This is a genomic window from Micromonospora globispora (assembly GCF_003857015.1).
GTDB classification, from domain to species: Bacteria; Actinomycetota; Actinomycetes; order Mycobacteriales; family Micromonosporaceae; genus Micromonospora; species Micromonospora globispora.
Genome location: NZ_QGGF01000366.1, coordinates 1 through 23,572, shown reverse-complemented (window position 1 = coordinate 23,572; position 23,572 = coordinate 1). Strand labels below are relative to the sequence as shown.

General features: G+C 70.7%; 20 protein-coding genes. 11 read left to right on the top strand and 9 right to left on the bottom strand.

The window, feature by feature from the left end:
- A partial coding sequence (locus DKL51_RS18475) for a sensor histidine kinase (RefSeq protein WP_260428575.1) occupies positions 1-884 on the top strand: 884 nt, incomplete at its 5' end.
- Positions 881-1,573: a response regulator gene (locus tag DKL51_RS18470; RefSeq protein ID WP_109945371.1), complete on the top strand. Its 693-nt coding sequence runs from the start codon at positions 881-883 to the stop codon at positions 1,571-1,573. The genes DKL51_RS18475 and DKL51_RS18470, both read left to right, overlap by 4 nt.
- A gap of 23 nt (positions 1,574-1,596) precedes the next feature.
- On the opposite strand, the gene DKL51_RS18465 is transcribed toward DKL51_RS18470, so the two are convergent.
- From DKL51_RS18465 to DKL51_RS18450, 4 genes are all read right to left on the bottom strand, one after another.
- Entirely contained in the window at positions 1,597-2,037 is a 441-nt protein-coding gene (locus tag DKL51_RS18465; RefSeq protein WP_109945372.1) for a hypothetical protein, read from the bottom strand.
- Between the two features lie 109 nt (positions 2,038-2,146).
- A complete protein-coding gene (locus DKL51_RS18460; protein WP_109945373.1) occupies positions 2,147-4,108 on the bottom strand; it encodes an APC family permease in 1,962 nt (653 codons plus the stop codon).
- 447 nt (positions 4,109-4,555) lie between these two features.
- A complete protein-coding gene (locus DKL51_RS18455) occupies positions 4,556-5,605 on the bottom strand; it encodes a zinc-binding dehydrogenase (RefSeq protein WP_109945374.1) in 1,050 nt (349 codons plus the stop codon).
- 96 nt (positions 5,606-5,701) lie between these two features.
- Positions 5,702-8,977: a bifunctional cytochrome P450/NADPH--P450 reductase gene (locus DKL51_RS18450; protein ID WP_221623203.1), complete on the bottom strand. Its 3,276-nt coding sequence runs from the start codon at positions 8,975-8,977 to the stop codon at positions 5,702-5,704.
- 31 nt (positions 8,978-9,008) lie between these two features.
- On the opposite strand from DKL51_RS18450, the gene DKL51_RS18445 reads away from it, so the two are divergent.
- Positions 9,009-9,635, top strand: coding sequence for a TetR/AcrR family transcriptional regulator (locus DKL51_RS18445; RefSeq protein ID WP_109945375.1), 627 nt, complete (start codon positions 9,009-9,011; stop codon positions 9,633-9,635).
- Between the two features lie 231 nt (positions 9,636-9,866).
- Positions 9,867-11,042 carry a low temperature requirement protein A gene (locus tag DKL51_RS18440; protein ID WP_109945376.1) on the top strand — a complete coding sequence of 392 codons (1,176 nt, stop codon included), beginning with the start codon at positions 9,867-9,869 and terminating at the stop codon, positions 11,040-11,042.
- An 88-nt stretch (positions 11,043-11,130) separates the two neighbouring features.
- Here the strand turns inward: DKL51_RS18440 and dmpG are convergent, their stop codons facing one another.
- From dmpG to DKL51_RS18420, 4 genes are read right to left on the bottom strand one after another with little or no spacing between them, the layout of a single operon-like run.
- Entirely contained in the window at positions 11,131-12,153 is a 1,023-nt protein-coding gene (dmpG, locus tag DKL51_RS18435) for a 4-hydroxy-2-oxovalerate aldolase (RefSeq protein WP_109945377.1), read from the bottom strand.
- Positions 12,150-13,088, bottom strand: a complete 939-nt coding sequence (locus DKL51_RS18430; protein ID WP_109945378.1) for an acetaldehyde dehydrogenase (acetylating) — start codon at positions 13,086-13,088, stop codon at positions 12,150-12,152. The genes dmpG and DKL51_RS18430 overlap by 4 nt, the downstream gene beginning before the upstream one ends.
- Complete coding sequence (locus DKL51_RS18425) at positions 13,088-13,903, bottom strand: 2-keto-4-pentenoate hydratase (protein WP_109945379.1); 816 nt, start codon at positions 13,901-13,903, stop codon at positions 13,088-13,090. The genes DKL51_RS18430 and DKL51_RS18425 overlap by 1 nt, the downstream gene beginning before the upstream one ends.
- Positions 13,900-14,544, bottom strand: coding sequence for a TetR/AcrR family transcriptional regulator (locus DKL51_RS18420; protein WP_109945380.1), 645 nt, complete (start codon positions 14,542-14,544; stop codon positions 13,900-13,902). Before DKL51_RS18420 ends, DKL51_RS18425 begins: the two co-directional genes overlap by 4 nt.
- Before the next feature lie 118 nt (positions 14,545-14,662).
- On the opposite strand from DKL51_RS18420, the gene DKL51_RS18415 reads away from it, so the two are divergent.
- Genes DKL51_RS18415 through DKL51_RS18400 form a run of 4 tightly spaced genes read left to right on the top strand, consistent with a single transcriptional unit; the run spans position 14,663 to position 19,684 of the window.
- A complete protein-coding gene (locus tag DKL51_RS18415) occupies positions 14,663-15,523 on the top strand; it encodes an alpha/beta fold hydrolase (protein WP_243420665.1) in 861 nt (286 codons plus the stop codon).
- A complete protein-coding gene (locus tag DKL51_RS18410) occupies positions 15,520-16,506 on the top strand; it encodes a VOC family protein (protein WP_109945381.1) in 987 nt (328 codons plus the stop codon). Before DKL51_RS18415 ends, DKL51_RS18410 begins: the two co-directional genes overlap by 4 nt.
- Positions 16,503-18,107, top strand: a complete 1,605-nt coding sequence (gene mhpA, locus DKL51_RS18405) for a bifunctional 3-(3-hydroxy-phenyl)propionate/3-hydroxycinnamic acid hydroxylase MhpA (protein ID WP_109945382.1) — start codon at positions 16,503-16,505, stop codon at positions 18,105-18,107. The genes DKL51_RS18410 and mhpA overlap by 4 nt, the downstream gene beginning before the upstream one ends.
- A 29-nt stretch (positions 18,108-18,136) precedes the next feature.
- Positions 18,137-19,684, top strand: coding sequence for a long-chain-fatty-acid--CoA ligase (locus DKL51_RS18400; protein WP_109945383.1), 1,548 nt, complete (start codon positions 18,137-18,139; stop codon positions 19,682-19,684).
- A 177-nt stretch (positions 19,685-19,861) separates the two neighbouring features.
- Here the strand turns inward: DKL51_RS18400 and DKL51_RS18395 are convergent, their stop codons facing one another.
- The gene (locus DKL51_RS18395; protein WP_123827050.1) at positions 19,862-20,326 is read right to left on the bottom strand and encodes a hypothetical protein; all 465 of its coding nucleotides are present in this window, start codon (positions 20,324-20,326) and stop codon (positions 19,862-19,864) included.
- A 166-nt stretch (positions 20,327-20,492) separates the two neighbouring features.
- On the opposite strand from DKL51_RS18395, the gene DKL51_RS18390 reads away from it, so the two are divergent.
- From DKL51_RS18390 to DKL51_RS18380, 3 genes are all read left to right on the top strand, one after another.
- Entirely contained in the window at positions 20,493-21,704 is a 1,212-nt protein-coding gene (locus DKL51_RS18390; protein ID WP_109945385.1) for an AI-2E family transporter, read from the top strand.
- Positions 21,705-21,843: 139 nt separating this feature from the next.
- Positions 21,844-22,947, top strand: a complete 1,104-nt coding sequence (locus DKL51_RS18385) for an FUSC family protein (RefSeq protein ID WP_311768061.1) — start codon at positions 21,844-21,846, stop codon at positions 22,945-22,947.
- 78 nt (positions 22,948-23,025) lie between these two features.
- A partial coding sequence (locus tag DKL51_RS18380) for a low temperature requirement protein A (protein WP_148097814.1) occupies positions 23,026-23,572 on the top strand: 547 nt, incomplete at its 3' end.

The window sequence follows — 23,572 nt, the reverse complement described above, 5'->3', positions numbered from 1 at the left end:
GTCCGAGCGCGGGAGAGACGGCCGGGCCGGTGGACGAGCGGCTCACCGTGGTGCTCGCCGGCCGCCGGCTGGAGGACGCCGACCGGCGGGTCGTCGAGGCCTTCGCCGCCCAGGCCGCCGTCGCGCTCCGCCAGGAACGCCTCGCCGAGGAGGCCGCCGCCGCCCGGCCCCTGGCGGAGGCCGACCGGATGCGCACCGCGCTGCTCGCCGCCGTCAGCCACGACCTGCGTACACCCCTCGCCTCGGCCAAGGCCGCCGTGTCCAGCCTGCGCAGCCACGACGTGGAGTTCGACGCCGACGACCGCGAGGAACTGCTCGCCACCGCCGACGAGTCCCTCGACCGGCTCGGCCGCCTCGTGGCGAACCTGCTCGACATGAGCCGCCTCCAGGCCGGCGCGCTCGGCGTCGCCTCGACCGCGATCGGGCTGGAGGACGCCGTACCGCGGGCCCTGGACGAGCTGGGGCCCGCCGCCGCGGACGTCACCACGGACATCCCCGCCGACCTGCCAGCCGCGGCCGCCGACCCCGGCCTGCTGGAACGGGTGCTGGTCAACATCGTGGCCAACGCCCTGCGCTACAGCCCGCCCGGCCATCCGCCGACGATCACCGCCAGCGCGCACGCCGGGCAGGTGGAGCTGCGGGTGATCGACACCGGCCCGGGGATACCCGAGGACCAGTGGGAGCACGTATTCCTGCCGTTCCAGCGCCTCGGCGACCGGGACAACCAGACCGGGGTCGGGCTCGGTCTCGCGCTGTCCCGGGGGCTCACCGAGGCGATGGGTGGCAGCATCACCCCCGAGACGACCCCAGGGGGCGGCCTCACCCTGGTGGTACGCCTGCCGGCGGCCACCGGAGGGATCGAGTCGGAAGGGCCGCAGGAATGACCCGAATCCTGGTCGTGGACGACGAACCGCAAATCCTCCGGGCCCTCCGCATCAACCTGCGGGCCCGGGGGTACGACGTCGAGGTCGTCGACAGCGGCGCGGCCGCGCTCAAGGCCGCCGCCAGCCACCCGCCCGACCTGGTGGTGCTGGACCTCGGCCTGCCCGACCTGGACGGCGTCGAGGTCATCCGCGGCCTGCGCGGCTGGACGGCAGTGCCGATCATCGTGCTCTCCGGCCGGGCCGGCAGCGAGGACAAGGTCGCCGCGCTCGACGCGGGCGCCGACGACTACATCACCAAGCCGTTCGGGGTGGACGAACTGCTCGCCCGCATCCGGGCGGTCACCCGCCGCCTCGCGACCCCCGCCGACGCGACGGCACCGGCCACCGCCACCCAGCGGATCGGGCGGCACACCGTCGACCTCGCCGACCGGGTGGTCACCCGCGACGACGGCGTCGAGGTCAAGCTCACCCCCACCCAGTGGGCGATGCTGGAGAAGCTGCTCCGTCATCCGGGCAAACTGGTCAGCCAGCGGCAGCTCCTGCACGAGGTGTGGGGCCCGGAGTACCACAACGAGACCAACTACCTGCGCCAGTACATGGCCCAGCTACGCCGCAAGCTCGAGAACGACCCGGCCCGCCCCCGGCACCTGATCACCGAGCCCGGCATGGGCTACCGCTACCGCCCCTGACGGCAGTACGCGTCCTTTACGGGTCAGCCCGACGGCTCCGGCGGCAGCTGCACCACCAGGAGCCGGTCGTCCGGACCGACCTGGACACCGTGCCGGCGGGCGTACGCGTCGGAGGCCGGGCCGAAGACCGGGTCGTCCGGCGGGACGATCCGGCCGAGACCGGTGCGGCAATGGCCGCCCCGGCACACCTGCACCGCGTCGGGTCGGCGGAAGTGCCGCCACCACCGCTTGTCCGAGGCGTCGCCGACGAGCACGACGTACCGGTCGTCCGTCACGGCGTAGAGCACCGGGAGGCTGACCGGGCGGCCTTCGCCGGCGCGGTACCGCAGCTCGCAGAGCTGCCCGTCGAGCAGGCCGTGCAGGCGGCGGGAGCGCAGGACGGCCAGGATCGCCCGGTTGACAACAGCCGGTGGCCGGTGGGCGTGCCGGTCCCGCCGGACGGGAGGTGGGTCGGTATCCGCCACGGTCTGCCTCCTCTTCCTCCTCGTCCACCCCGATCCTGCGCTGCGGGGAGGCGGCGGCGCAGTGCCGTCCGGCCCGAGGTACCCGTCCGTCGGACCCGACCTCAGTGGATCAGCCCGTGTGCACGTGCGGCCGCAGCGCCCGGTCCGGCTCCTGCCGGCGCAGGATCTCCCGGGTGACCGGGGCGATCTCGCCCTGCCCGAAGATCAGGTAGCGCAGGAAGTTGCCGGCCGGGTTGCCCTCGGTCCACTCGAAGTAGATGTGTGGGCGGCAATGGGTGAGGTCGCGGATGTGCAGCAGCAGCGCGGCGAGGGCATTGGGCACCGAGGAGCTGGCCAGGCGCAGCAGGCGGTACCGGCCGTGCACGATCGTCCCGGTGACGTGCAGCTCGGTCTCGAAGTCCGACGGGTCGGTGACGGTGACCTCGACGAAGATGACGTCGCCGCCGGCGGGGAAGTCGTTGTCCTTGACGATCTGCGCGAGTTTGTCGCGGTACTCCGCGGCGTCCCCCGTGCTCGACTCGTGGGCGATGAGCCGGATCCGACGCCGGGCGCAGTCGGTGATGAACTGCCGGGCCGTGGCGTCCAGTTCGACCGTCTCGACCCGGAGGTCGAAGGCCCGGAACAGCCGGGAGAGCAGCGACACCACGATGATGCCCGCGATGAAGGCGGCGGCGATCTTCACACCGTCGGGCCGCTCGACGACGTTCGCGATCGTGGTGTAGACGAAGATCACCGTGATGATCCCGAACGCGACCGTACGAACGTGCTGGCGTCGGCGCCGGGCGGAGAGCGTCACCGCGGTCGCCGCAGAGGTGATCAGCACGAGCACGCCGGTGGCGTACGCGCCGCCCTGGGCGTCGACGCTGGCCTCGAAGATCACCGTGATCAGGAACGCCACGGCGGTGAATACCAGCGCCAGCGGTCGCACCGCGCGGGCCCACGTGGGCGCCATGCCGTAGCGGGGCAGATAGCGCGGGACCAGGTTGAGCAGGCCGGCCATCGCCGAGGCGCCGGCGAACCAGAGGATCGCGATGGTGGACAGGTCGTAGACGGTGCCGAACACCTCGCCGAAGTGCTGGTGCGCCAGGTACGCCAGGGCCCGCCCGTTCGCCGGCCCGCCCGGCTTGAACTCCTCGGCCGGGATGAGCACGGTGGTGACGAGGCTGCTGGTGATCAGGAAGATGCTCATGATCACGGCGGCGGTGGTGAGCAGCCGACGCGCGCCCCGGATCCGCCCGGTCGGCTTCTCCTCGGTGTCCTCCGGGTCGCCCTTGACATGCGGCATCACCGCGACGCCGGTCTCGAAACCGGACAGGCCGAGCGCGAGCTTGGGGAAGACGAGCAGCGCGATGCCGACCATGAGCAGCGGGTCGCCGTGCTGCGCGGTCAGTGCGGTGGTCCAGTCGCCGACCATGGTGGGGTGGGTGAACACCCGCCAGAGCGCGTCAACCACCACCACGGCGTTGAGCGTCAGGTAGACCCCTACCAGCCCGACGGCGATGCCGATCGCCTCGGTGAACCCCTTGAGGAACACCGTGCCGAGCAGCGCCACGAGCAGCAGCGTGATGATCACCGGATGGCCGCGCAGGCTGTCCGGCCAGAACGGGTTCTCGTCGATGTGCGCGGTGGCGTCGGCCGCCGACAGGGTGATGGTGATGATGAAGTCGGTCGCGGCGAAGCCGAGCAGGACCAGCACGAACAGCTTGCCCTGCCAGTAGGTCAGCAGCCGAACCAGCATCGCGATGGAGCCTTCGCCGTGCGGGCTGTCGTGCGCGACCCGCAGGTAGACCGGCAGCGCCCCGAGCAGGGTGACCAGGACCAGCACCAGGGTCGCCACCGGGGACAGCACGCCGGCGGCCAGCGCCGCGATGCCGGGCTGGTAGCCGAGGGTGGAGAAGTAGTCCACGCCGGTCAGGCACATGACCTTCCACCAGGCGTGATGGCGCGGCTCCGGCGGCTTGGCGTACGGGCCGTCCGCCTGGGTCGGACGGGCGGCCGTGTCGGCCAGCAACCAGTCCCGCAGTTCTCGTTTCTTCCGGTTCCGTACCCGGTCGCGCGCGGCGACGCTCATCGTGCCTCCCCAGTTCTCCGGTCGCCGGGAGAGTGGGCCCAGCACGTACCTGCTGGCCGGAAGAGATCCCGGGCGTTGCGCGCGCACGGCTACCGGACCATCGCCCGGTCGGCCACGACGTTCCGTCGCCCATGATCGGGCCGGCAGGGCGGACCGGCGGCCGCTGCTACGCGGATTTAACGCGTACCGCCGGCTTTTTCACGCCTTTTTGACGCCGATGCCCTTGACCCGTCGCAGGCCGACACGGTTACGGGCCGTCGGCCCTCGGCGTCGCCACCGGGGCGGAGCAGCCTGGTCGACAGCGCCGCCGACGGCGCCGGCGCGTCTCCCCCGTCAAGCCACGACCGGTCCCGTGTTCAGGCCGTGCCGGCAGGGCTGCCCACCCTGCCGGCACGCCAGCGTTGACCGCGGGGCAGGAGGCGAGAACGCCACGGCCCGCAGTAGGTGTCAGGGCTTGAGGATCAGCCGGATCGGGCTGCCTTCTTTCTTCACGAGCCGTTCGACGCCTCGGGGTGCCTCGGACAGCGGCAGCACATCGCTGATCGACCCGGAGAGGTCGAGGCGGTGGTGGCCCACCAGGGAGACGAGCTGCTCGACGTGCTCGGGTGCGCTGCCGTAGTGCCCGCGGACCTGCTGCTTCAGGTAGCTGAACAGGGTGGTCTGGTGGATCGTCAGCGGTTGGGGCGCCAGCCCGACCAGGACGAGCCGGCCCTCGTTGGCGAGGACGTCCTGGGCCTGGGTCCAGACCGGCGGGGCACCGGCGAGGTCGAAGGCGACGTCGAGGCCACGGCCGTGGGTGATCCGGCGTACCTGCTCAGCGAAGTCGTCGGCGCGGGGATCGAGGGCGTAGTCGGCGCCCAGGGCGAGGGCCCGGGTCCGGGCATCCGGGATCGGATCCACGGCGACGATCGGGGCGGCCCCGACGAGACGCAGCAACTGCACCGCATGGGCGCCCAGACCGCCCAGCCCCCACACGCCGACGGCCTGGGTGGGGCGTACGTCACCGGTGCCGACGATGGCGCCCCACGGGGTGGAGACCGCGTCGGGAATGATCGCGGCCTGCTCGAGGGGAAGGTCGTCGGGTACGGCGACGAGGGTGAAGTGGTCGGCGATGGCGTACTCGGCCCAGCCACCGTCGTAGTCGACCCCGCGGGTCAGCGGGTGCTGGCACTGGCCGACCCGGCCGAGGAGGCAGGGCGGGCAGGCGCCGCAGGGCTGACCGGCCTGCAGCAGCACGTGCCGCCCGACCTGCCATTCGGCGGGTACCTGCGGGCCGACGGTGTCGATGACGCCGGCGACCTCGTGCCCCAGGGTCACCTTGTCGACGGTGGTTTCCAGTCGCAGGCTCCCGTCGATGAGGTGGACGTCGGACAGGCAGATGCCGGCCGCGGCGACCTTGATCCTCACCTGGCCCGGTCCGGGCTGCGGGACGGGTACCTCCTCCATCGCGAACCGCCCCGTCTTGTAGTCGAGCCGGCCGGCAAGCATGGTGGACATGACATTCTCCTTGTCTCGCGGTGCGTACGGTCGCCCCCACCGCGCGGGGCATGGTGTCCGGATGTGGTGCTCTCGCGCCGCATCCGGCATGGGTGATCAGGCGAAGACGTCCTGCTGGTAGCGCCCGTCGTTCTCGAGCTGGTCGAGCCACTTCTCGGCGTCGTCGGCACTGCCGCCCGTGTGGCTGCGGTAGATGCCGGCCAGCGCCTGGCGTACCGACGGGGCCATCCGCCGGCCGTCGCCGCAGACGTAGATGTGGGCGCCGTTCTCGATCGCGTCCCAGATGGCGTCGCCGTCGGCGGTGAGGGCGTCCTGGACGTACTTGTGCGGGTGATCGGGCACGGTGGAGAACGCCAGGTGCACCTCGGCGCCGCTGGCCTGCTCCCAGGCCTGCATCTCGTCGCGGTAGAACCAGTCGTGCTCCGGGTGCCGGCAGCCGTAGAACACCTTCGACAGACCGACCTCGACACCGCCGGCCTGCTGGGCGGCGCGCTCCTCGAGGAAGCCGCGCAGCGGAGCGAACCCGGTGCCGGGACCGACGAGGATCATCGGCGTGGTCGGGTCGGCCGGCGGGTGGAACGGCGGGACCGGGACGCGGACGTAGCCGAAGAACACGTCGCCGGGCCGCAGCCGGGCCAGGTACTGGGAGGCCAGGCCGCGGTATTCCCCGTCGCCGGACAGTGCCGGACCCTCCACCAGGCCGACGGTCAGTCGCGGCCGGTTCGGCTCGACCATGGCGGCCGAGGAGATGGAGTAGAACCGGGGCCGGATCGGCCCGGCCAGCTCCAGGAAGGCGGCCAGCGGCAACTCGACGGCGGGGAACCGCTCCAGCAGGGCCAGGACCGAGACCCGCTTGGCGAGGATCTCGTCCTGGTAGCGCTGGCTCGCCTCGTCGGTGTCGTCGAGGTACCCCTGGAGCTGGCCAGTGGTCCACGGGCACTGCGTGTGCTCGGCCAGCGCCCGCAGGTGCATGCGGGTGGCCACCTCCTGCAACTCGACGAACTCCGTCAGCAGCAGCTCCGCGGTCACCGGCACATCGATCGGCAGGTGGGTGCCGGTGCTGGCGTCCTCGCGGCGCAGCCGGACCACCTGGTCGCGGGGTACCCGCAGCAGCCGCAGCGCCCGCGCCACCAGCTCGGGGTCGTTCTTGCCGAAGACGGCCAGGTGGTTGCCGGTCTCGTAGCTGACCCCGTCGGGCAGCTCGACGGTGATCGACAACGCCTGCGGGCGGGGCGCCTCCATGCTGAAGTCCCACAGCCCGGTCGGGTCGCCGACCAGTTCCTCGCTGGCCACGACGGTGATCGGGTACGCCTTCTCGGAGACCACTGCCGGGCGAACCTGCGCCTCGGTGAGGACCTCCAGCGACAGCCGTGGGCCGGTGGTGGCGCTGGTGTCCGCGCCGTACTCCTCGGCCAGCGCCGTCCACAGTGCGTTCATCCACGTGGTCGCCATGCCGTCGAAGTCGCCGTTCGCGTCGACCTCACCGCGCGGCACGATCGGGGTGGCACCGGCCGCGAGCAGCGCCGCCTCCACCCGCTTGGGGAATGCCTGGTAGGTGATCCAGTGCGTGTTGCCGTTGCCGAGCACCGCGAACCGCACGTTCGACATCGATCCCGCGGTCAGTCCGCCGGCGGCGGCGAGGGCGTCGAAGCGCTGCGCGTTGTCGGGGGCCTTGCCGTTGTAGCTCGGCGTGACCACGACGAGGATCCCGTCGCTCGGTGGGTTGTCGGCCAGTTCGTCCAGGGTGAGCACGGTGGCGTCGAAGCCCGACTGCTCGGCCCGGCCGGCCAGCTGCCGCGCGAGATCCTCCGACGCGCCCAGGTTCGAGCCGTACGCGACGCGCAGCGTGACGCCGACGGCGTTCACCGCGACCGTCGCCGCCTGCGCCTCCTGCACCGACCGCACCTCGGTGTCGAACCGCTCGTACGGCTGGCGGGAGCGCACCCGCACCATGAAGTTCTCCGGCTTGCGGGTGAGCGTCTCCTTGACCTTGATCTGGTAGTCGCTCGGGTCGGTGATGGCGAAGTTCTGCAGCACCAGGACGAGGGCGAGCCGGGCCTCGGTGAGGGCGAACTGCCGGCCGATGCAGGCCCGCTCGCCGTTGCCGAACGGCTTGTAGGCGTGCGGGTGGTGCTGGGAGATGTTCTCCGGCAGCCACCGGTCGATGTCGAACTCGGTCGGCCGGTCCCACGCCTTGGGGTGCTTGTGCAGCGCCGGAATGACGACCATGACCTGCTGGTCCTTCGGCAGTGCGTACCTTCCACCGATCATGGTGTCCTCGTACGGCGCCAACGCGATCGCGGGGATGGGCCCCCACAGGCGCAGGGTCTCGTCCAGGACCCGCGGGATCACGTTCAACTTCATGATCGTCTCGTAGGTCGGCACCGTGTCACCCGGCAGCAGCCGGTCGACCTCCGCGTACGCCTGGGCCAGCACGTGCGGGTTGCGCAGCAGCTGGTACAGGGCGTACGAGAGCAGACCGCTGGTGGTCTCGTGCCCGGCGATGAGGAACGTCACCACGTTGTTGCGGATGTTCTCGTCGGACAGCGGCTCGCCGGTCTCGGGGTCGACCGCGTTGAGCATGAGGCTGAGCAGGTCGCGGCGGTCATCGCCCCCACCGGCGCGGCGCTCGCGGATGACCTCCTCGACGAGCGAGTGCATGACGCGGACGTTCTCCTCAAAGGTCCGGATCTGCCGGCGCCGCATCGCGGTGACGAAGGGCGGCTGCTTCAGCCGCCCCATGGCCTCGTGCAGAGAGTCCGCCAGGGCCTGCAGGAACGGATGCACCTCGTCGGTGCCGAAGGAGTCGAACCGGTAGTCGAAGCCGGTGATCCCGATCGTGTCGAGGGTCAGCCGGGTCATGTCGGCGACCACGTCGAGGTCCTTGCCCTCGTTGCGCCGCCACTTGCCGACCAGCGCGTCGGCAACCTCGAGCATCTCGGGGAAGTACGACTTCATCGACCGCTGGCTGAACGCCGGCATGAGGATCCGGTGCGCCTTGCCCCAGTTCGGCTCGTCCCCCCTCGCGGTGAACAGGCCGTCCCCGGCGATCGCCCGCACGTCACTGTGCGGCTTTTCGATCGGCTTGTAGAAGCGCGACTCGTCGCACAGCTCCGCCACCAGGTCCGGGTCCGATACGAGGACGAGCTCGCGGCCGGGCAGCGCGAGCCGGTAGATGCCCTCGGGAAACCGACCGGCCGTCTCCTCGAAGAACGCAGCCGGTCCATCAGACGGGATCTGCAGCGCGTTCCCGACGACGGGGATCCCGGGCGGGGCGGGAATGGTCTTGAGGTTGCTCAACAGGTTGACCCCTTCCATCGACGTCGGCGGCGGTGGCCGGCCAACGAAGGTGAGTTCCCGGACGTCAGCCATACACCGTATGGCTCCTGCTACCATACGGTGTATGGCTACGAGTGGACAGGCCTCAGGGGGCCGACGAGACGCACGTCTCACCGAACAGGGCATCTACACCGCGGCGCTGCGGCTGATCGACGCGGACGGAGTCGGCGCGCTGAGCATGCGGAAGCTGGCCGCGGTGCTGGGGGTGAACCCCATGTCGCTCTACCACCACGTGCCCAACAAGGCCGCGCTGCTGCGCGGCGTCAAGAACCTCATCGCCGCGCAGTTCCGGCCTCGGGTCGACGGTGGGATCTGGCAGGAACAGCTGTACCGGTTCGCGAGGGACTTCCGCGCGCTGGCGCACCAGCACCCCAACCTGATCGTGCACAGCCTGGCCAGCCCGGACTTCATCGAGCCGGAAGACCCGTTCTGGACCGGACTGACCGGCATCCTCACCAGGGCAGGCGTGCCGGCGACGGAGGTAGCCGCGGTCGGAGCGGTCCTCACCAGCCTCTTCTCGGGCTTCCTCCTCGCCGAGGGCAACGGGACCCTGGGTCGCCTCGCTGTTCTGCAACCCACGCCCACAGCAGGGCCGGCCACTGCATCGAGCGCAGACGCAGGCGGCGACAGGAACTTCACATTCGCAGTCCAGACCCTCATCGCGGGCATCGAGGCTCACCTCCCCCGATGACCTCCCGCTGAGCGGGACCGCGCGCGGCCCGCCGAAGCCACCGACCGGGCGATCCCCGGGCGGGGTCGGTTTTCGGGCGTAGCCCTCAGCAGGCGCGGCGGACGTCGGATATGGCAGGTTTATCGCCCGCCGCCCCGGATACTCCGCGTCGTGTTTCCTGGCCGGAAGTCTGGGATTGCCGAGGCAGGCGAACGCCTGCGCGCCTGCGGCGGCGAACCAGACTCATGACGGATGGATGAGCCGGGCCGCGAGCGGCGCGTACGGGAGGAGGCCAGCTGGCAGCGGGCGACCATCCTGGAGCTGTTCTTCGATCTCGTCTTCGTCTTCGCGCTCAATCGGATCAGCTTGCGGCTCCTGGACGACTTCCACTCCGGGGGGCTCGGGCTCAGTGAGTTCGCTGAGACCCTTCTGCTGTTTCTGGGGCTCTGGTTCATGTGGCAGACCACCGCCGCGTTGACCAGCCGAGTGCGTCCGGATTCGCGGCCGGGTCAGTTCTTCGTGTTCTCCTCGATGGCCGGTGCCACCGTCATGGCGGTTTCGGTGCCGCAGGGGTTCGAGGAGCGGGCTCTGGTCTTCGCCGGTGCCTGGGTCGCGGTGCGGGTCAGCCGCCTGTTGGTCTATTTCTTGGTCAGGCAAGTGCGGACCAAGGGGTCCGCACTACCGGGGTTACTGTCGCTCGGCGGAAGCACAGTTCCGTGGATCGCGGGGGCGTTGGTGCACGACCCGCCTCTGCGCGGTGCGCTCTGGGCACTTGCGCTGGCCATCGAGTTCCCCGGGTTCGTGGTCGGATTTCGCCAATGGGCCGGCAGTCAGGTCGCGGGCGAGCACCTGGCCGAGCGGTTGCAGCAGATTTTCTTGATCAGCTTGGGTGAGGCAGTCTTCGTGTCCGGCGGGGCCTTCTCCGACAGCGACCTCGCCCTCCCGCACGGGATGGGGTTCGCCCTAGCCTTCGTCGCCATCGTGCAGCTCTGGCGAATCTACTTCTACCGGGCCGGCCTGGTCCTGCCGCAGGCCATCACCGCCGCCCGGGATCCGGCCCGGCAATCCGTGGCGGCCGCATTGAATCACCTGGTCATGATCTCCGGTGTTGTTCTTTCTGGTGCCGGCTTCGAGCTTTACATCATCAATCCCACCGGCCGTTCGGAGCCGAACTGGCTCGTGGCCATCCTCGGCGGTCCGGCGCTGTTCCTGCTCGGTCGGGCTCCCTTCGAACTGCAGGTCTTCGGTCGGATTTCCCGATCACGGCTGATCGGGCTCCTCGCCCTCGGCCTGCTGATCCCGGCCGTGTGGCACGCTCCGCCGCTGGTCGCCGGTGCCGGCGCCACGGCCGTGCTGGTCGGAATCGTCGTCGCAGACGCGAGGCGCGCTCGCGGGCGAGAGCCCGAGCCACCCGCCCCCCTGATGTGATCTCCTCGCGGAGCATGAGCCTCATCCGCTGCGTGGCGGACGCTTCAGCCGCGCGTACCGGTTGGTTGACCTTCGCTTCCTCGAACCATCAGCTCCGGCTGAGGTCGAGGGAGATGTCCAGGATCATGTCCTCCTGCCCACCGACGAGTTTGCGCCGGCCGACTTCCAGCAGGATGTCCCGGGCATCGAGACCGTAGTGTCGTGCGGCGGTTTCGGCGTGGCGCAGGAAGCTGGAGTAGACGCCGGCGTAGCCGAGGGTGAGGGTCTCCCGGTCGACGCGGACGGGCCGGTCCTGCAGCGGCCGGACGAGGTCGTCGGCGGCGTCCTGGAGGGCGAACAGGTCACAGCCGTGCTGCCAGCCTTGCACGGTGGCCACGGCGATGAACGGTTCGATCGGACAGTTGCCGGCGCCGGCCCCGTGGCCGGCGAGTGACGCGTCGACGCGGGTGGTGCCCTCCTCCACTGCGACGACGCTGTTGGCCACGGAGAGGGACAGGTTCTCGTGGGCGTGGATGCCGATCTCCGTGCCCGGGTCGAGGACGTCCCGGTAGGCCCGCACCCGGTCGCGGACGCCGTCCATGGTGAGCCGCCCGCCGGAGTCGGTGACGTAGACGCAGTGGGCGCCGTAGGACTCCATGAGCTTGGCCTGAGCGGCGAGCTCCTTGGGCTCGGCGAGGTGGCTCATCATGAGGAATCCCGACACGTCCATGCCCAGCTCGCGCGCCGTGGCGATGTGCTGGGCGGCGATGTCCGCCTCGGTGCAGTGGGTGGCGACGCGGACCGACCGTACGCCGAGGGCGTGGGCCTGTTTGAGGTCGTGGATGGTGCCGATACCGGGCAGCAGCAGGGTGGTGAGGCGGGCGCGGGTGACGGCGGCCGCGGCGGCTTCGATCCACTGCCGGTCGGTGTGGCTGCCGGGGCCGTAGGTGAGGCTGCCACCGGCGAGTCCGTCGCCGTGGGCGACCTCGATGCCGTCCACGCCGGCGGCGTCGAGGGCGGTGACGATCCGGGTGACGTCGGCCGGGGTGATGCGGTGCCGGGTTGCGTGCATGCCGTCGCGCAGGGTGACGTCCTGGATGAACAGGCGGCGGGCGGGTGCGGTGGCGGTCATCGGATGGCTCCCTGGGCTGCGGTGAGGCGTTCGGCGACCCGGAGTGCCGCGGACGTCATGATGTCGAGGTTGCCGGCGTAGGCGGGGAGGTAGTGGGCGGCACCTTCGACCTCGAGCAGGACGCTCACCTTGGTGGTGACCGCCGTCGTGTCGTCCGGCAGCAGGGTGTGGACCGGCTCATCCGGGGCCAGCGGGGTGAACTGCACGGGCTGCTTGAGCCGGTAGCCGGGGACGTACGCGGCGACGTCCGTGATCATCTGCTCGATGCTGGCGCGGACGGCGTCGTGGTCGGCGGGGCCGATGAGGCACTGCACGGTGTCCCGCATGATCATCGGCGGCTCGGCGGGGTTGAGGATGATGATCGCCTTGCCGCGCCGGGCACCGCCGACCTGTTCGATGGCGGCGGCCGTGGTCTCGGTGAACTCGTCGATGTTGGCGCGGGTGCCGGGACCGGCCGACCGGGAGGCGATCGAGGCGACGATCTCGGCGTACGGCACGGGCGTCACTCGGGACACGGCCGCGACGACGGGAATGGTGGCCTGCCCCCCGCAGGTGACCATGTTGACGTTGCCGGCGTCCAGGTGCGCGTCGAGGTTCACCGCGGGTACGACGTACGGGCCGATCGCCGCCGGGGTGAGGTCGACGAGCCTCTTGCCGTACGGGGCGAGGGCGGCGGCGTTGGCCCGGTGCGCCCCCGCCGAGGTGGCGTCGAAGACCACGGCGATGTCGGCGAAGTCCGGCATCGCGATGAGGCCGGCAACGCCATCCGCGGTGGTGGGCACGCCGAGGCGGCGGGCCCGGGCGAGGCCGTCGGAGGCGGGGTCGATGCCGACCATCGCGGCCATCTCGAGGTTCTGCGACAGGCGCAGGACTTTGATCATCAGGTCCGTGCCGATGTTGCCGGATCCGATGACGGCGACCTTCGTACGCGACATCAACTGCCGCCTTTCGTGACGGGGGTGGTGAAGGTGGCCTCGACGCTGCCGAGGCCGGTGAGGTCTGCGCGAACATGCATGGCCTGGTCGACCCGGACCATCGGCCCGAGTGCGCCGGAGAGCACGACGTCGCCGGCGCGGAGCGGGTCGCCGTGGACCAGGGCGGTCCGCGCTAGCCAGGCGAGGGCCTCCAGCGGGTCGCCGAGGCACGCTGCGCCGGAGCCGGTCGAGGCGGGCACACCGTCCACGAACATGGTCATCTGCACCGCGGCCGGTTCGACGGCGTCGAGGGGGACCCCGTCGGCGCCGAGGACGAACAGGCCGCTAGAACCGTTGTCGGCGACGGTGTCGGCGAAGCTGATGTCCCAGCCGGCGATGCGGCTGTCCACGATCTCCAGCGCGGCCACGGCGTAGGCGACCCGCCGGCGCACGGTGACGGCGGTGACGCCCGGGTCGACGACGTCGTCGGCGAGGACGAAGGCGATCTCGGCCTCGACGCGGGGTTGCAGCAGCCGGTCGAGCCTGATCACCGCCGACTCCACGCAGGCCATGTCGTCGAAGAGCATGCCGAAGTCGGGCCGGTCGACGCCGAGCTGGCGCTGCACGGCCGGGGAGGTGAGCCCGACCTTGCGCCCGACCGGCCGCCTGCCGTCCCGGACCCCGGCCTCGGTCAACTGGCGCTGAACGGCGTAGGCGAGAGCCTCGTCGTCGGGGCCGATGAGGTCGCGGACCGGCGGACACGGCGTGCGGGTCCGCGCGGCGGTGCGCAACCGGTCGACGGCGGCGGCGACGGGATCGGTGGTGCCGGTGGTCATGGGGTCTCCGTGGCGGGACTGCCGCCGGTCAGGCGGGTGAGGCTGTCGTACAGGCTGCGGCCGAGCAGTTCGAACAGCCGCAGGAGGTCGACGCTGTCGCCGCCGATCTCCTTGGCGATGAACAGCCCGTCGGTTGCGGCGATGGCGTACGTGGTGATCGTTTCGATCGTGTCCCGGTCGGCGTCCGGGGCGACCCTGGCGAGCACGGCGGCGAGCCGCGCGCGGGCGGTTTCCCGGACCTGCAGGAACACGCGCCGGGCGCTGGGCTCCTCCGGGCGGCGCTCGAGGGTGAGCATGAGCCCGAGACGAAGGAAGTCGGGCGAGTCCAGCAGGGTCTTGGCGACCCTCACCGCCATCGCGGCGAGGCGTTCCGGCATCGGCTCGCTGTCGTCGCCGGGGAGGGCGAGTACGTCCACCCAGATGTCGAAGCTGCGCTCGATGACGGCGGCGATGAGGTCGTCCTTGTTCTTGAAGTGCCAGTAGATCGAGCTGGCGGGCAGGCCGCACTTCTCGCTGACCAGCGCGATGCTGGTGCCCTCGTAGCCGCGCTCGCCGGCGATCTCGGCGGCGGCGTCGAGGATGCGCCGTCGGGACTCCTCGCCGTTGGCCCGGCGCTTGCGTTCACCCCGAGATTCCGTCATCGCACCCTTCCCGTGTTTCCGGCCGATGTCTTGACGATGTCTGCAGTGAAGCTTACCGTAGCGGCCACTACAACTGTAACGATCATTACATTAACAGCGCGGGGTTGCGGGAGGTCAAGTGAGCGTCGAGGAAGTCACCACCGATCAGCGGCTGGTGCGAGTCGGTGCGCGGGACATCGCCGTCACCGAGCGGGGCGCCGGTGAGGCGGTGGTGCTGCTGCACGGCGGCGGGCCGGGGGCCTCCGGGATGTCGAACTACGCCCGCAACGTCGATGCCCTCGCACAGCGGTTCCGGGTGATCGTGCCGGACCTGCCCGGCTACGGCCGGTCCAGCAAGCACATCGACCAGTCCGACCCCTTCGGTGACCTCGCCGGCGCGGTTCGTGGGCTACTCGACGCGCTCGGCATCGACCGGGCCCACCTGGTCGGCAACTCCTACGGTGGCGCCGCCGCGCTGCGGCTCACGCTGGACCGGCCCGACCGGGTCGGACGCCTGGTCCTCATGGGCCCGGGCGGGATCGGCACGACCCGACGTCCGCCGACTCCCGGCTTGAAGCGGCTGCTCGCCTACTACGGCGGCGAAGGCCCGACCCGGGCCAAGCTCGAACGGTTCATCCGCGACGACCTGGTCTACGACGGCACGGCCGTCCCCGCCGAGATGATCGAGGAGCGGTACCAGGCGAGCATCGATGCGGAGGTGGTCGCCAGCCCGCCGCTGCGGCGCCCCGGCGGGCTACGCACCCTGCTGCGGATGGACCTGCTACGCGACAAGCGGCTGTCCCGGGCCGCCACGCCGACGCTCGTGCTCTGGGGCGCCGACGACAAGGTCAACCGGCCGTCCGGCGGGCTGCTCCTCGCCGAGCGGATGCCCCGCTGCGACCTGTACCTGGTCGCCGGGACCGGCCACTGGGTGCAGTGGGAACGCCCGGACCTGTTCAACTCCCTCATCGCCGCGTTCCTCTCCGAGGAGTCCAAATGAACGTCTTCGGCAAGGTGCACCTGGGCTACCTGTGCATCGAGACCACCCGGTTCGCAGACTGGCGCCGCTTCGGCGCCGACGGCGTCGGCCTGCACGTCGACGAACTCGACCGCGACCGGATGCGCTTCAGGCTGGACGACCACGAGTGCCGCCTGCTGCTGCAACGGGGCCCCGCAGAGGACGTGACCACAGTCGGCTGGCACGTCGACGACCACGAGGCGTTCGACGACATCGTCGCCCGCATCACCGCCCGCGGCGTCACCGTCGAACAGGGCCATGACGAGGAGGCGGCGCTGCGCGGCGTGCAACGGCTGGTGCGCTTCCCCGGCCCGAAGGGCCTGGTCCAGGAGCTGTACACCACTCCCGTCACCACCACGGCCCCGCTGCACATGCAGGCCAGCGGCTTCGTCACCGGCGACGCCGGCATGGGTCACATCGCCATCAGCTCACTTCAGCCGGACGCCATCCACCGCTACTACGACAACCTGCTCGACGCCCGGCTCAGCGACTTCATCGTCGAGACGATCAGCAGCGTGCGCTTCCGGATCCGGTTCCTGCGGGTCAACGGCCGCCACCACACCGTCGCCGTGGCCAACACCGAGGGCCTGCGCATCGATCCGATCCGCACCGCGATCCAGCACCTCAACACCCAGGCCGCCACGTTGGACGACATGACCACCTCCTACCAGCGCCTCAAGCAACTCGGCTTCACCATGGCCCTGGGCATCGGGCAGCACACCAACGACAAGGAACTCTCCTACTACGTCCGGACGCCGTCCGGCTTCGAGTGGGAGGTCGGCTGGAATCCCATCGTCGTCGACGAGGCCACCTGGGAACCCACCACCCACCAGGGGATCAGCATCTGGGGGCACACCCCCGAGGGCCAGACCGTCATCGACAAGCTCAACCAGTTCCGCCACGGCGTTGCTTCGCTGCGCCGTGCGGAGATCACCGTCCCGGCACTGAGCGGAGCCACCGCATGACCACCGAACTGCACGACTACGACGTGATCATCGTCGGCTACGGCCCGGTCGGCGTGACCGCCGCCAATCTGCTCGGCGGCATGGGCGTACGGGTCGCCGTCATCGAGCGCGACGCCTCGATCTACCCCCGCGCGCGGGCGATCTCTACGGACGAGGAGACGATCCGGATCTGGCAGGGAATCGGCCTCGCGGAGCGGCTCAAGGAGGACATGCTCGCCGGCCTGCCGATCGACTTCGTCGACACGCGCGGCCGGTCGTTCCTCAGCCTCGCGCCGGCTCCTCGGGGCAACGGGCACCCGCCGCAGCTGTTCATCTACCAGCCGGCAATGGAGCAGGTCCTCCGCGACGGCGTAGACCGCTACCCGAACGTCGAGATCCTCCTGGGCCACGACTGTGAACTCGTCGAGCAGGACAGCGACAGTGTCACCGTCACCGCGCGGGACCTTACCGACGACACGCTACGTACCCTGCGCGGGGCCTACCTCATCGCCGCCGACGGCGGCTCCAGCTCGATCCGGACCGGGCTGGGCGTCGGCTTCGACGGCCGCACCTACCACGACCGGTGGGTCGTCATCGACACCAAGGTCAAGCGGGGCTGGGACACTGTCGACCGCCTGCGCTTCCACTGCGACCCCGCCCGGCCCGCCGTGGACTGCCCGACCCCGCTGGACCACCACCGCTGGGAGTTCCCCGTCCTGCCCGGCGAGGACGAACAGGATCTGCTCAGCCACGACTACATCTGGCGCCTGCTGCGCCGCTACGGCCGGACGACCGACGAGGTCGAGATCCTCCGCGCGGTCGTCTACAGCCACCACGTCCGCTTCGCCGCCCAGTGGCGCGTCGGCCGGATCTTCCTCGCCGGCGACGCGGCACACGCGATGCCGCCGTGGATCGGCGAGGGCATGTCCTCCGGCGTACGCGACGCGGGGAACCTGTGCTGGAAGCTGGCCGCGGTGCTGCGCGGTGAGCTACCCGATGACGTTCTGGACAGCTACGAGGTCGAGCGCAAACCACACGTGCGGGAGATGACCGCGCAGGCGGTGCGGTTCGGGCGCATCATCACCGAGCGACGCCCCGGGCTGACGTCCGTGCGCAACGCCGCGTTCCGGGTCCTCATGCGGGTCCCGGCCTTCCGCGCCTACATGCAGGAGGCCGGGTGGTTCCCGGACACCAGCTACCGGAAGGGCCTGCTGGACCACACCGGCGGCAATCGGGCGGTCGGCAAGCAGCTCCCACAGCCCTGGGTCCAGACGGACGGCGGGGACCACGTCCGTCTCGACGACGTACTCGCCGGTCGGTGGGCGCTGCTGCACACCGGCCCGGCGCGACCCTGGCCGGCCTGGGCGGCCAGGGGCATCAGCTGCCTGCAGGTCACGCCGGCGGGCTCGGCCCCCGCGCCCGGCACGATCGTGGACGACGAGGACGTGCTCATCCCCTGGATGCGCCAGCACCACGCCACCGTGCTCGCACTGCGCCCCGACGTCGTCGTCTACGCCGCCGCCACCGGTGAGGCCGACCTGCCCCGTCCACCGTTCGGCTCCGCGCCCCAGACGCCCGTCGGCGACCAGACGCTCCCGCCCGCCGCGACGACGACGCCCTGACCCACGCCACGCCACGAAGGAGAGCCGCAATGCTCAACCTCGCGCTGATGCTCGAGGGCACCGCCGAACGGCTGCCGAGCCGGGAGGCCGTCGTGCTCGGCAACACCCGCTTGTCGTACGCCCAACTCAACGGTGCGGCGAACCAGGTCGCGAACCTTCTCATCGAGAGCGGCATCCGGCCGGGCGACCGCGTCGCGCTGTCGTGCCCGAACCTGCCGTACTTCCCGATCGTCTACTACGGGATCCTCAAGGCGGGCGCCGTCGTCGTACCGCTGAACGTGCTCCTCAAGGCCGGCGAGATCGCCTACCACCTGCAGGACTCGGGCGCCAAGGCGTACTTCTGCTTCGAGGGCACCCCCGAGCTGCCCATGGGGACCGAGGGCTGGCAGGGGTTCGGCGGTGCCGACGGGTGCGACCACTTCTTCCTCATCACCGCGGACCCCCAGGCGCCGAGCCCGATCGAGGGCGCCCGCACGTTGGGCTCCGCCCTCGCCGGCAAGGCCCCCCGGTTCGAGACCGTGGCCACCGAGGCCACCGATACCGCGGTGATCCTCTACACCAGCGGGACGACGGGACAGCCCAAGGGCGCCGAACTGACCCACGCCAACATGGTCATGAACGCCCTCGCGTGCTGGCGCCTCTTCGGCGCCGTCGATGAGGACGTCCATTTGGTGACGCTGCCGCTCTTCCACTCATTCGGGCAGACAGTGCAGATGAACGCGGGCCTGTACGGTGGCGCCAGGCTGATTCTCCTGCCCCGGTTCGACGCCGCAACGGCACTGGCGCTGATGGAGCGGGAGCGGGTCACCTTCTTCGCCGGAGTGCCGACGATGTACTGGGGCCTGCTCAACGTCGGTCAGGAAAGGATCACTCCGGCGATCGCGGCCAACCTGCGCATGGCGATCTCCGGCGGCGCCGCCCTTCCCGTGGAAATCCTCGAGCAGGTGGAGAAGGTCTACGGCGTCCGGATCCGGGAGGGCTACGGCCTCTCCGAGACCAGCCCCGTCGCGTCGTTCAACCACCCCGGCCGCGTGACCAAGCCCGGTTCCATCGGGCAGCCGATCTGGGGCGTGCAGCTGAGGCTCATCGACGCGGAGTGGAACGAGGTCCCGGAGGGCGAGCCGGGCGAGATCGCGATCCGGGGGCACAACGTCATGATGGGCTACCACGGTCGCCCCGACGCCACCGCCGAGGTGCTCCGCGACGGGTGGTTCCGCACGGGCGACGTCGCCCGCCGCGACGAGGACGGTTACTACTTCATCGTCGACCGGGCCAAGGACATGATCGTCCGGGGTGGTTTCAACGTGTACCCCCGCGAGATCGAGGAGGTGATCCTGACGCACCCCGACGTGAGCCTGGTCGCCGTGGTCGGTGTGCGGCACGAGTCGCACGGCGAGGAGGTGAAGGCCTTCGTGATCCGCAACCCGGGATCCCCGCTGACTGAGGGCGAGCTGGTGAACTGGTGCAAGGAGCGGATGGCGAGCTACAAGTACCCCCGCCTCGTCGAGTTCCGGGACGAGCTGCCCATGACCTCTACCGGCAAGATCTTGAAGCGCAGTCTCCGCCACGAGGCGTGAACTGAACCCACCGGTCTCGACGGGAGGCACGGTGACAGGGTCGGTAGCACCGTCATGCTCCCATGACGACTGCCGGGCAGTGATCGGGGCGATGGGGGCGAGCCGGCCGAAAGGGCTGTGCCCAGCGGGACGCTGGTTTCCACGCTCCGTGGGCACAGCCCCTAGGTTCGAGCCAGCTCAGGAGCGTGCGGTGCTGGCCAGTTCGTCGGCGTAGGCCCGGGCGTCGATGGCGTCCAGCACGGCCAGCTCAGCGTTGTAGGCCGCCCACTCGGCGAAGTCGAGGGCGTCTGCCGCGCCGGTCTCGGCCCAGTCCGCGTCGCCGGCGGCCGCCTTTGCGTCCAACTGCCGAGTTCGGCTGTCGATCTTGGCCTTGATGTCCTCCGTCTTTGCGGCGGCGTCGGCCTTCATCTGCGCCCACTGGCTCCGCTTCTCGGGGGCGGCCTGCTGCACGCGCTGCTGTGCCTCGGCTGCGGACCGATTGAGCTCGCTCTGGGCTTGCTCGATCCGCTGCCGGAGTTGCTCACGGGACTCGGCGGCGGCCACCTGCACCTCGGCCTTGGCCGTCGCGGCACGCTGTTGCAGTCCGTCGAGTCGGTCGGAGAAGTCCATCGTCGCTCCCTCAATCCCGTCATTGCCGGTCAACTGCCTCTCCAGCCGACCCTCCCCACCGCCGGGGTGAGCTGGCATCACCCGATCCGGATGATGTGGGGCCCGCTTGCAACCGCCATCACGCCGGTCCGTGCGGGCCGGACCCCCTCGGACGTACGACTTGGCTTTTCGTTGGGCTCGCAGAGGGTAGTCGCGCCCGATGAGCACTGCCGACGACCGTTTCACGGCCCGCCGGACTTTGATCGTCATCGGTCTGGTCCTCGCCACCCTGGCCGGGCTGGCGTTGGTGTGGGAGACCCGGCGGGTGCTGGGCTGGGTGGTGGCCGCAGTGTTCTTCGCGGTGGCCCTGAATCCTCTGGTGGACCGGGTGCAGCGACGGCTCGTCCGGCGTCGGGCGGCCGCCACGCTGCTCGTGTTCCTGGCCACCTTGGTGGCGCTCGCTGCGCTCACCGTGGTCCTCGTGGTGCCCCTGGTGAACGAGCTGGCCCGGTTCGCCCACCAGGCACCGGACCTGTTGCGCGAGACGCGGGCCGGGCGCGGGCCGGTCGGCGAACTGCTGGAGCGATTCCACGTGCGCCGGTACGCCGAGGCCCACGCCGACGAGTTCCGGCGCCTCGGCGGCCGACTCGGCCGCTCGACGCTCGGGCTGGCCCGCGGGACGGCGCAGGGCATCGCCGGAGCGCTGAGCGTGGTGGTGCTGGCGTACCTGATCGTGGTGCAGGCCCCGCAGATCACCGCCCGGACGCTGGCCCTGGCCGGCGGGGGCGCCCGGGCCGAGCGGCTGCGCCGCATCGGCCGAGAGTCGGCACACACCATCACCGGCTACGTAGGCGGAAACCTGCTGATCAGCCTCATCTGCGGCCTGCTGACCTTCGTGGTGCTCGTGCTCACCGGCGTGCCGTACGCCGCCGTGATCGCGCTGTTGGTCGCCGTCGCCGACCTGATCCCGATGGTGGGGGCGACCCTCGGCGCGATCGTCGCGGGCGGCGCGGGCTTCCTGCACTCCCCCACCGCCGGGGCGATCGTGCTGGTCTTCTTCGTGGTCTACCAGCAATTCGAAAACCACCTGCTGCAACCGGCCATCATGTCCCGCGCGGTCCAACTGAACCCGCTGATCGTGCTGGTCAGCGTGCTGGCCGCTGCCGAGCTGGGCGGCCTGGTGGGCGCCCTGCTGGCCATCCCGGCCGCCGGCATCGCGCGGATCCTGCTGCGGGAGTTCGTCCCCTTGGGACGGCAGGCCGAGTCCGTACCGGCGGAGGCCGGCCCGGGAGACCACACGGGGGAACCTGCACCGTCTGAGCGGCCGTCGTCCGGGCGGCCCGGACCAGCCGCCGGGGAACGGCCCCGAAGACCACGGGACGGCCGGCAGCCGGCGCCCGGTGACCAGGACCGGCTCCCGGGCGGCGAGTGACCGGGGTGATCGGCGGCGTGCCGCCACCTCCGGAGAACGGGTCGGAGGTTTGTGAGGGCCGCGCCGGGTAACCCCCGCCATGGCCGCTGACCGGAGCCCCGTGCCCCGCCCTGAGGAGGTAGCCGAACAGGCCAGACGCCTGGCGGCGCGGGCTGCACACCACGGTGGTAAGGCCGGCAGGCTGCGGCTGCGTCAAGCCGAGATCATCCTGATCATCGCGGCGCAGTGCGGGCTCGCCGCCACCCTGGCCTGGGGGCTCGCGCACGAGGTGGCGGGACGGCCCGCGCCGGTCTTCGCGCCCAGCGCGGCCGTCGGCACAATCGTCGCCGCACTCGGACAGCGCACCCGACGTACGGCCGAACTGATGCTCGGTGTCGCGCTGGGCCTGCTCGTCAGCGACGTCATACTGCGTCTCATCGGGTTCGGGGCCTGGCAGATCGGCTTGGTGGTGGCGCTCGCCATCGCCGTCGCCCTGCTGATGACCGGGCACAGCGGTGCGCTGGTCGGCCAGGCGGGCGGCACCGCCGTGCTGATCGCCACGCTGTCGCCGGTCCAGCACAATCTGGAATTCGCGCGGCTCATCGAAGCCGGATCAGGCGCCGTCGTCGGGCTGGTGGTGGTCGCGTTGCTGCTGCCGATCGACCCGATGCGCACTCTCGACCGCGCCGCCGCACCCCTGGTCGAGACGCTCACATCGCAGCTTCAGGAGGTCGCACAGGCGCTCAGACAGCGGGACCCGGACCGCGCGGTGCGGGCACTCGACCATCTCCGCGGTATGGACGCCGACGTCACCCGGCTGCACGAGGCTCTGGGTGGCGCCGAGGAGGTGACCACGATCTCGCCGGTCCGCTGGAAGCGGCGACGCGATGTCGAACGCTACCAGCGCGGCATCCAGTACATGGATCGGGTGGCCCTCGAGTGCCGGGAGATAGCCCGCTGGGCGGCGACCTCGCTGCAGTACGACGAGCCGGTGCCGGAGGAACTCATTGCCGCCGTGGAAAGGCTCGCCGAGACGGTCCGGGTGCTGCAGCGGGAGGCACGAAAGGCTGGGCCGTTGGAGCAGACCCGCCACGGGGTACTGGACGTCGCGGGGCTGGTCGGCCAGGCGTGCCGCAAAGGCCTGAGGTTGTACGGGAACGCCATGGTGATTCAGCTCCGCACGGCGTCGAGTGACCTGCTCCGGGCGACTGGATACGAGACGGACACGGCCAACCGCATGGTGCGCGAGGCCGTCAACCTCTAGGCCGGTCGAGTCGACGGCTAGGACGGGCAGAAACGGTTCCAGCAGTTCTTCATCATCGCGCTCGGCGAGCCGATCCTGGTGACCGGACTGACGTTCGGAACCGGCGAGTTCACGGCCGACCGCAGCGCGGCGACCCTGGTGGCGTTCGCCACCACGGCACTGCTGTGGCGCATCTACATCCACCGCGCCGGAGCACTACTGGCCGACGCCATGACCGCGACCCCCAGACCAGGCCGCATCGTTGTCCTGACGAACTACTCCCACGTGATCATGGTTGCCGGGATCATCACCATCGCCGTCGGCGACGAACTCGTCATCCAGCATCCGCTCGGCCACACCCACCCGGCCTGGATCCTTGTCATCCTCAGCGGGCCCGCCCTGTTCCTCGCCGGACGAGCCACCTTCGAGTACGCGGTGTTCGGCCGCGTGTCCCTCCCCCGCGCCCTCGGCGCACTCGCCCTCGTCGCCCTCACCCCAGCGATGAGGCGGGTGCCGCCGCTCGCGGTAGCCACCGCCGCCGCCCTCATCCTCGCTGGCGTCGCCGTGGCCGACGCGCTTCGTACCCGAAGATTCCCAGCCGAGCCAGCGTCACCCCCCGTTAGACGATCGTGGGCGGGCAGGGGTA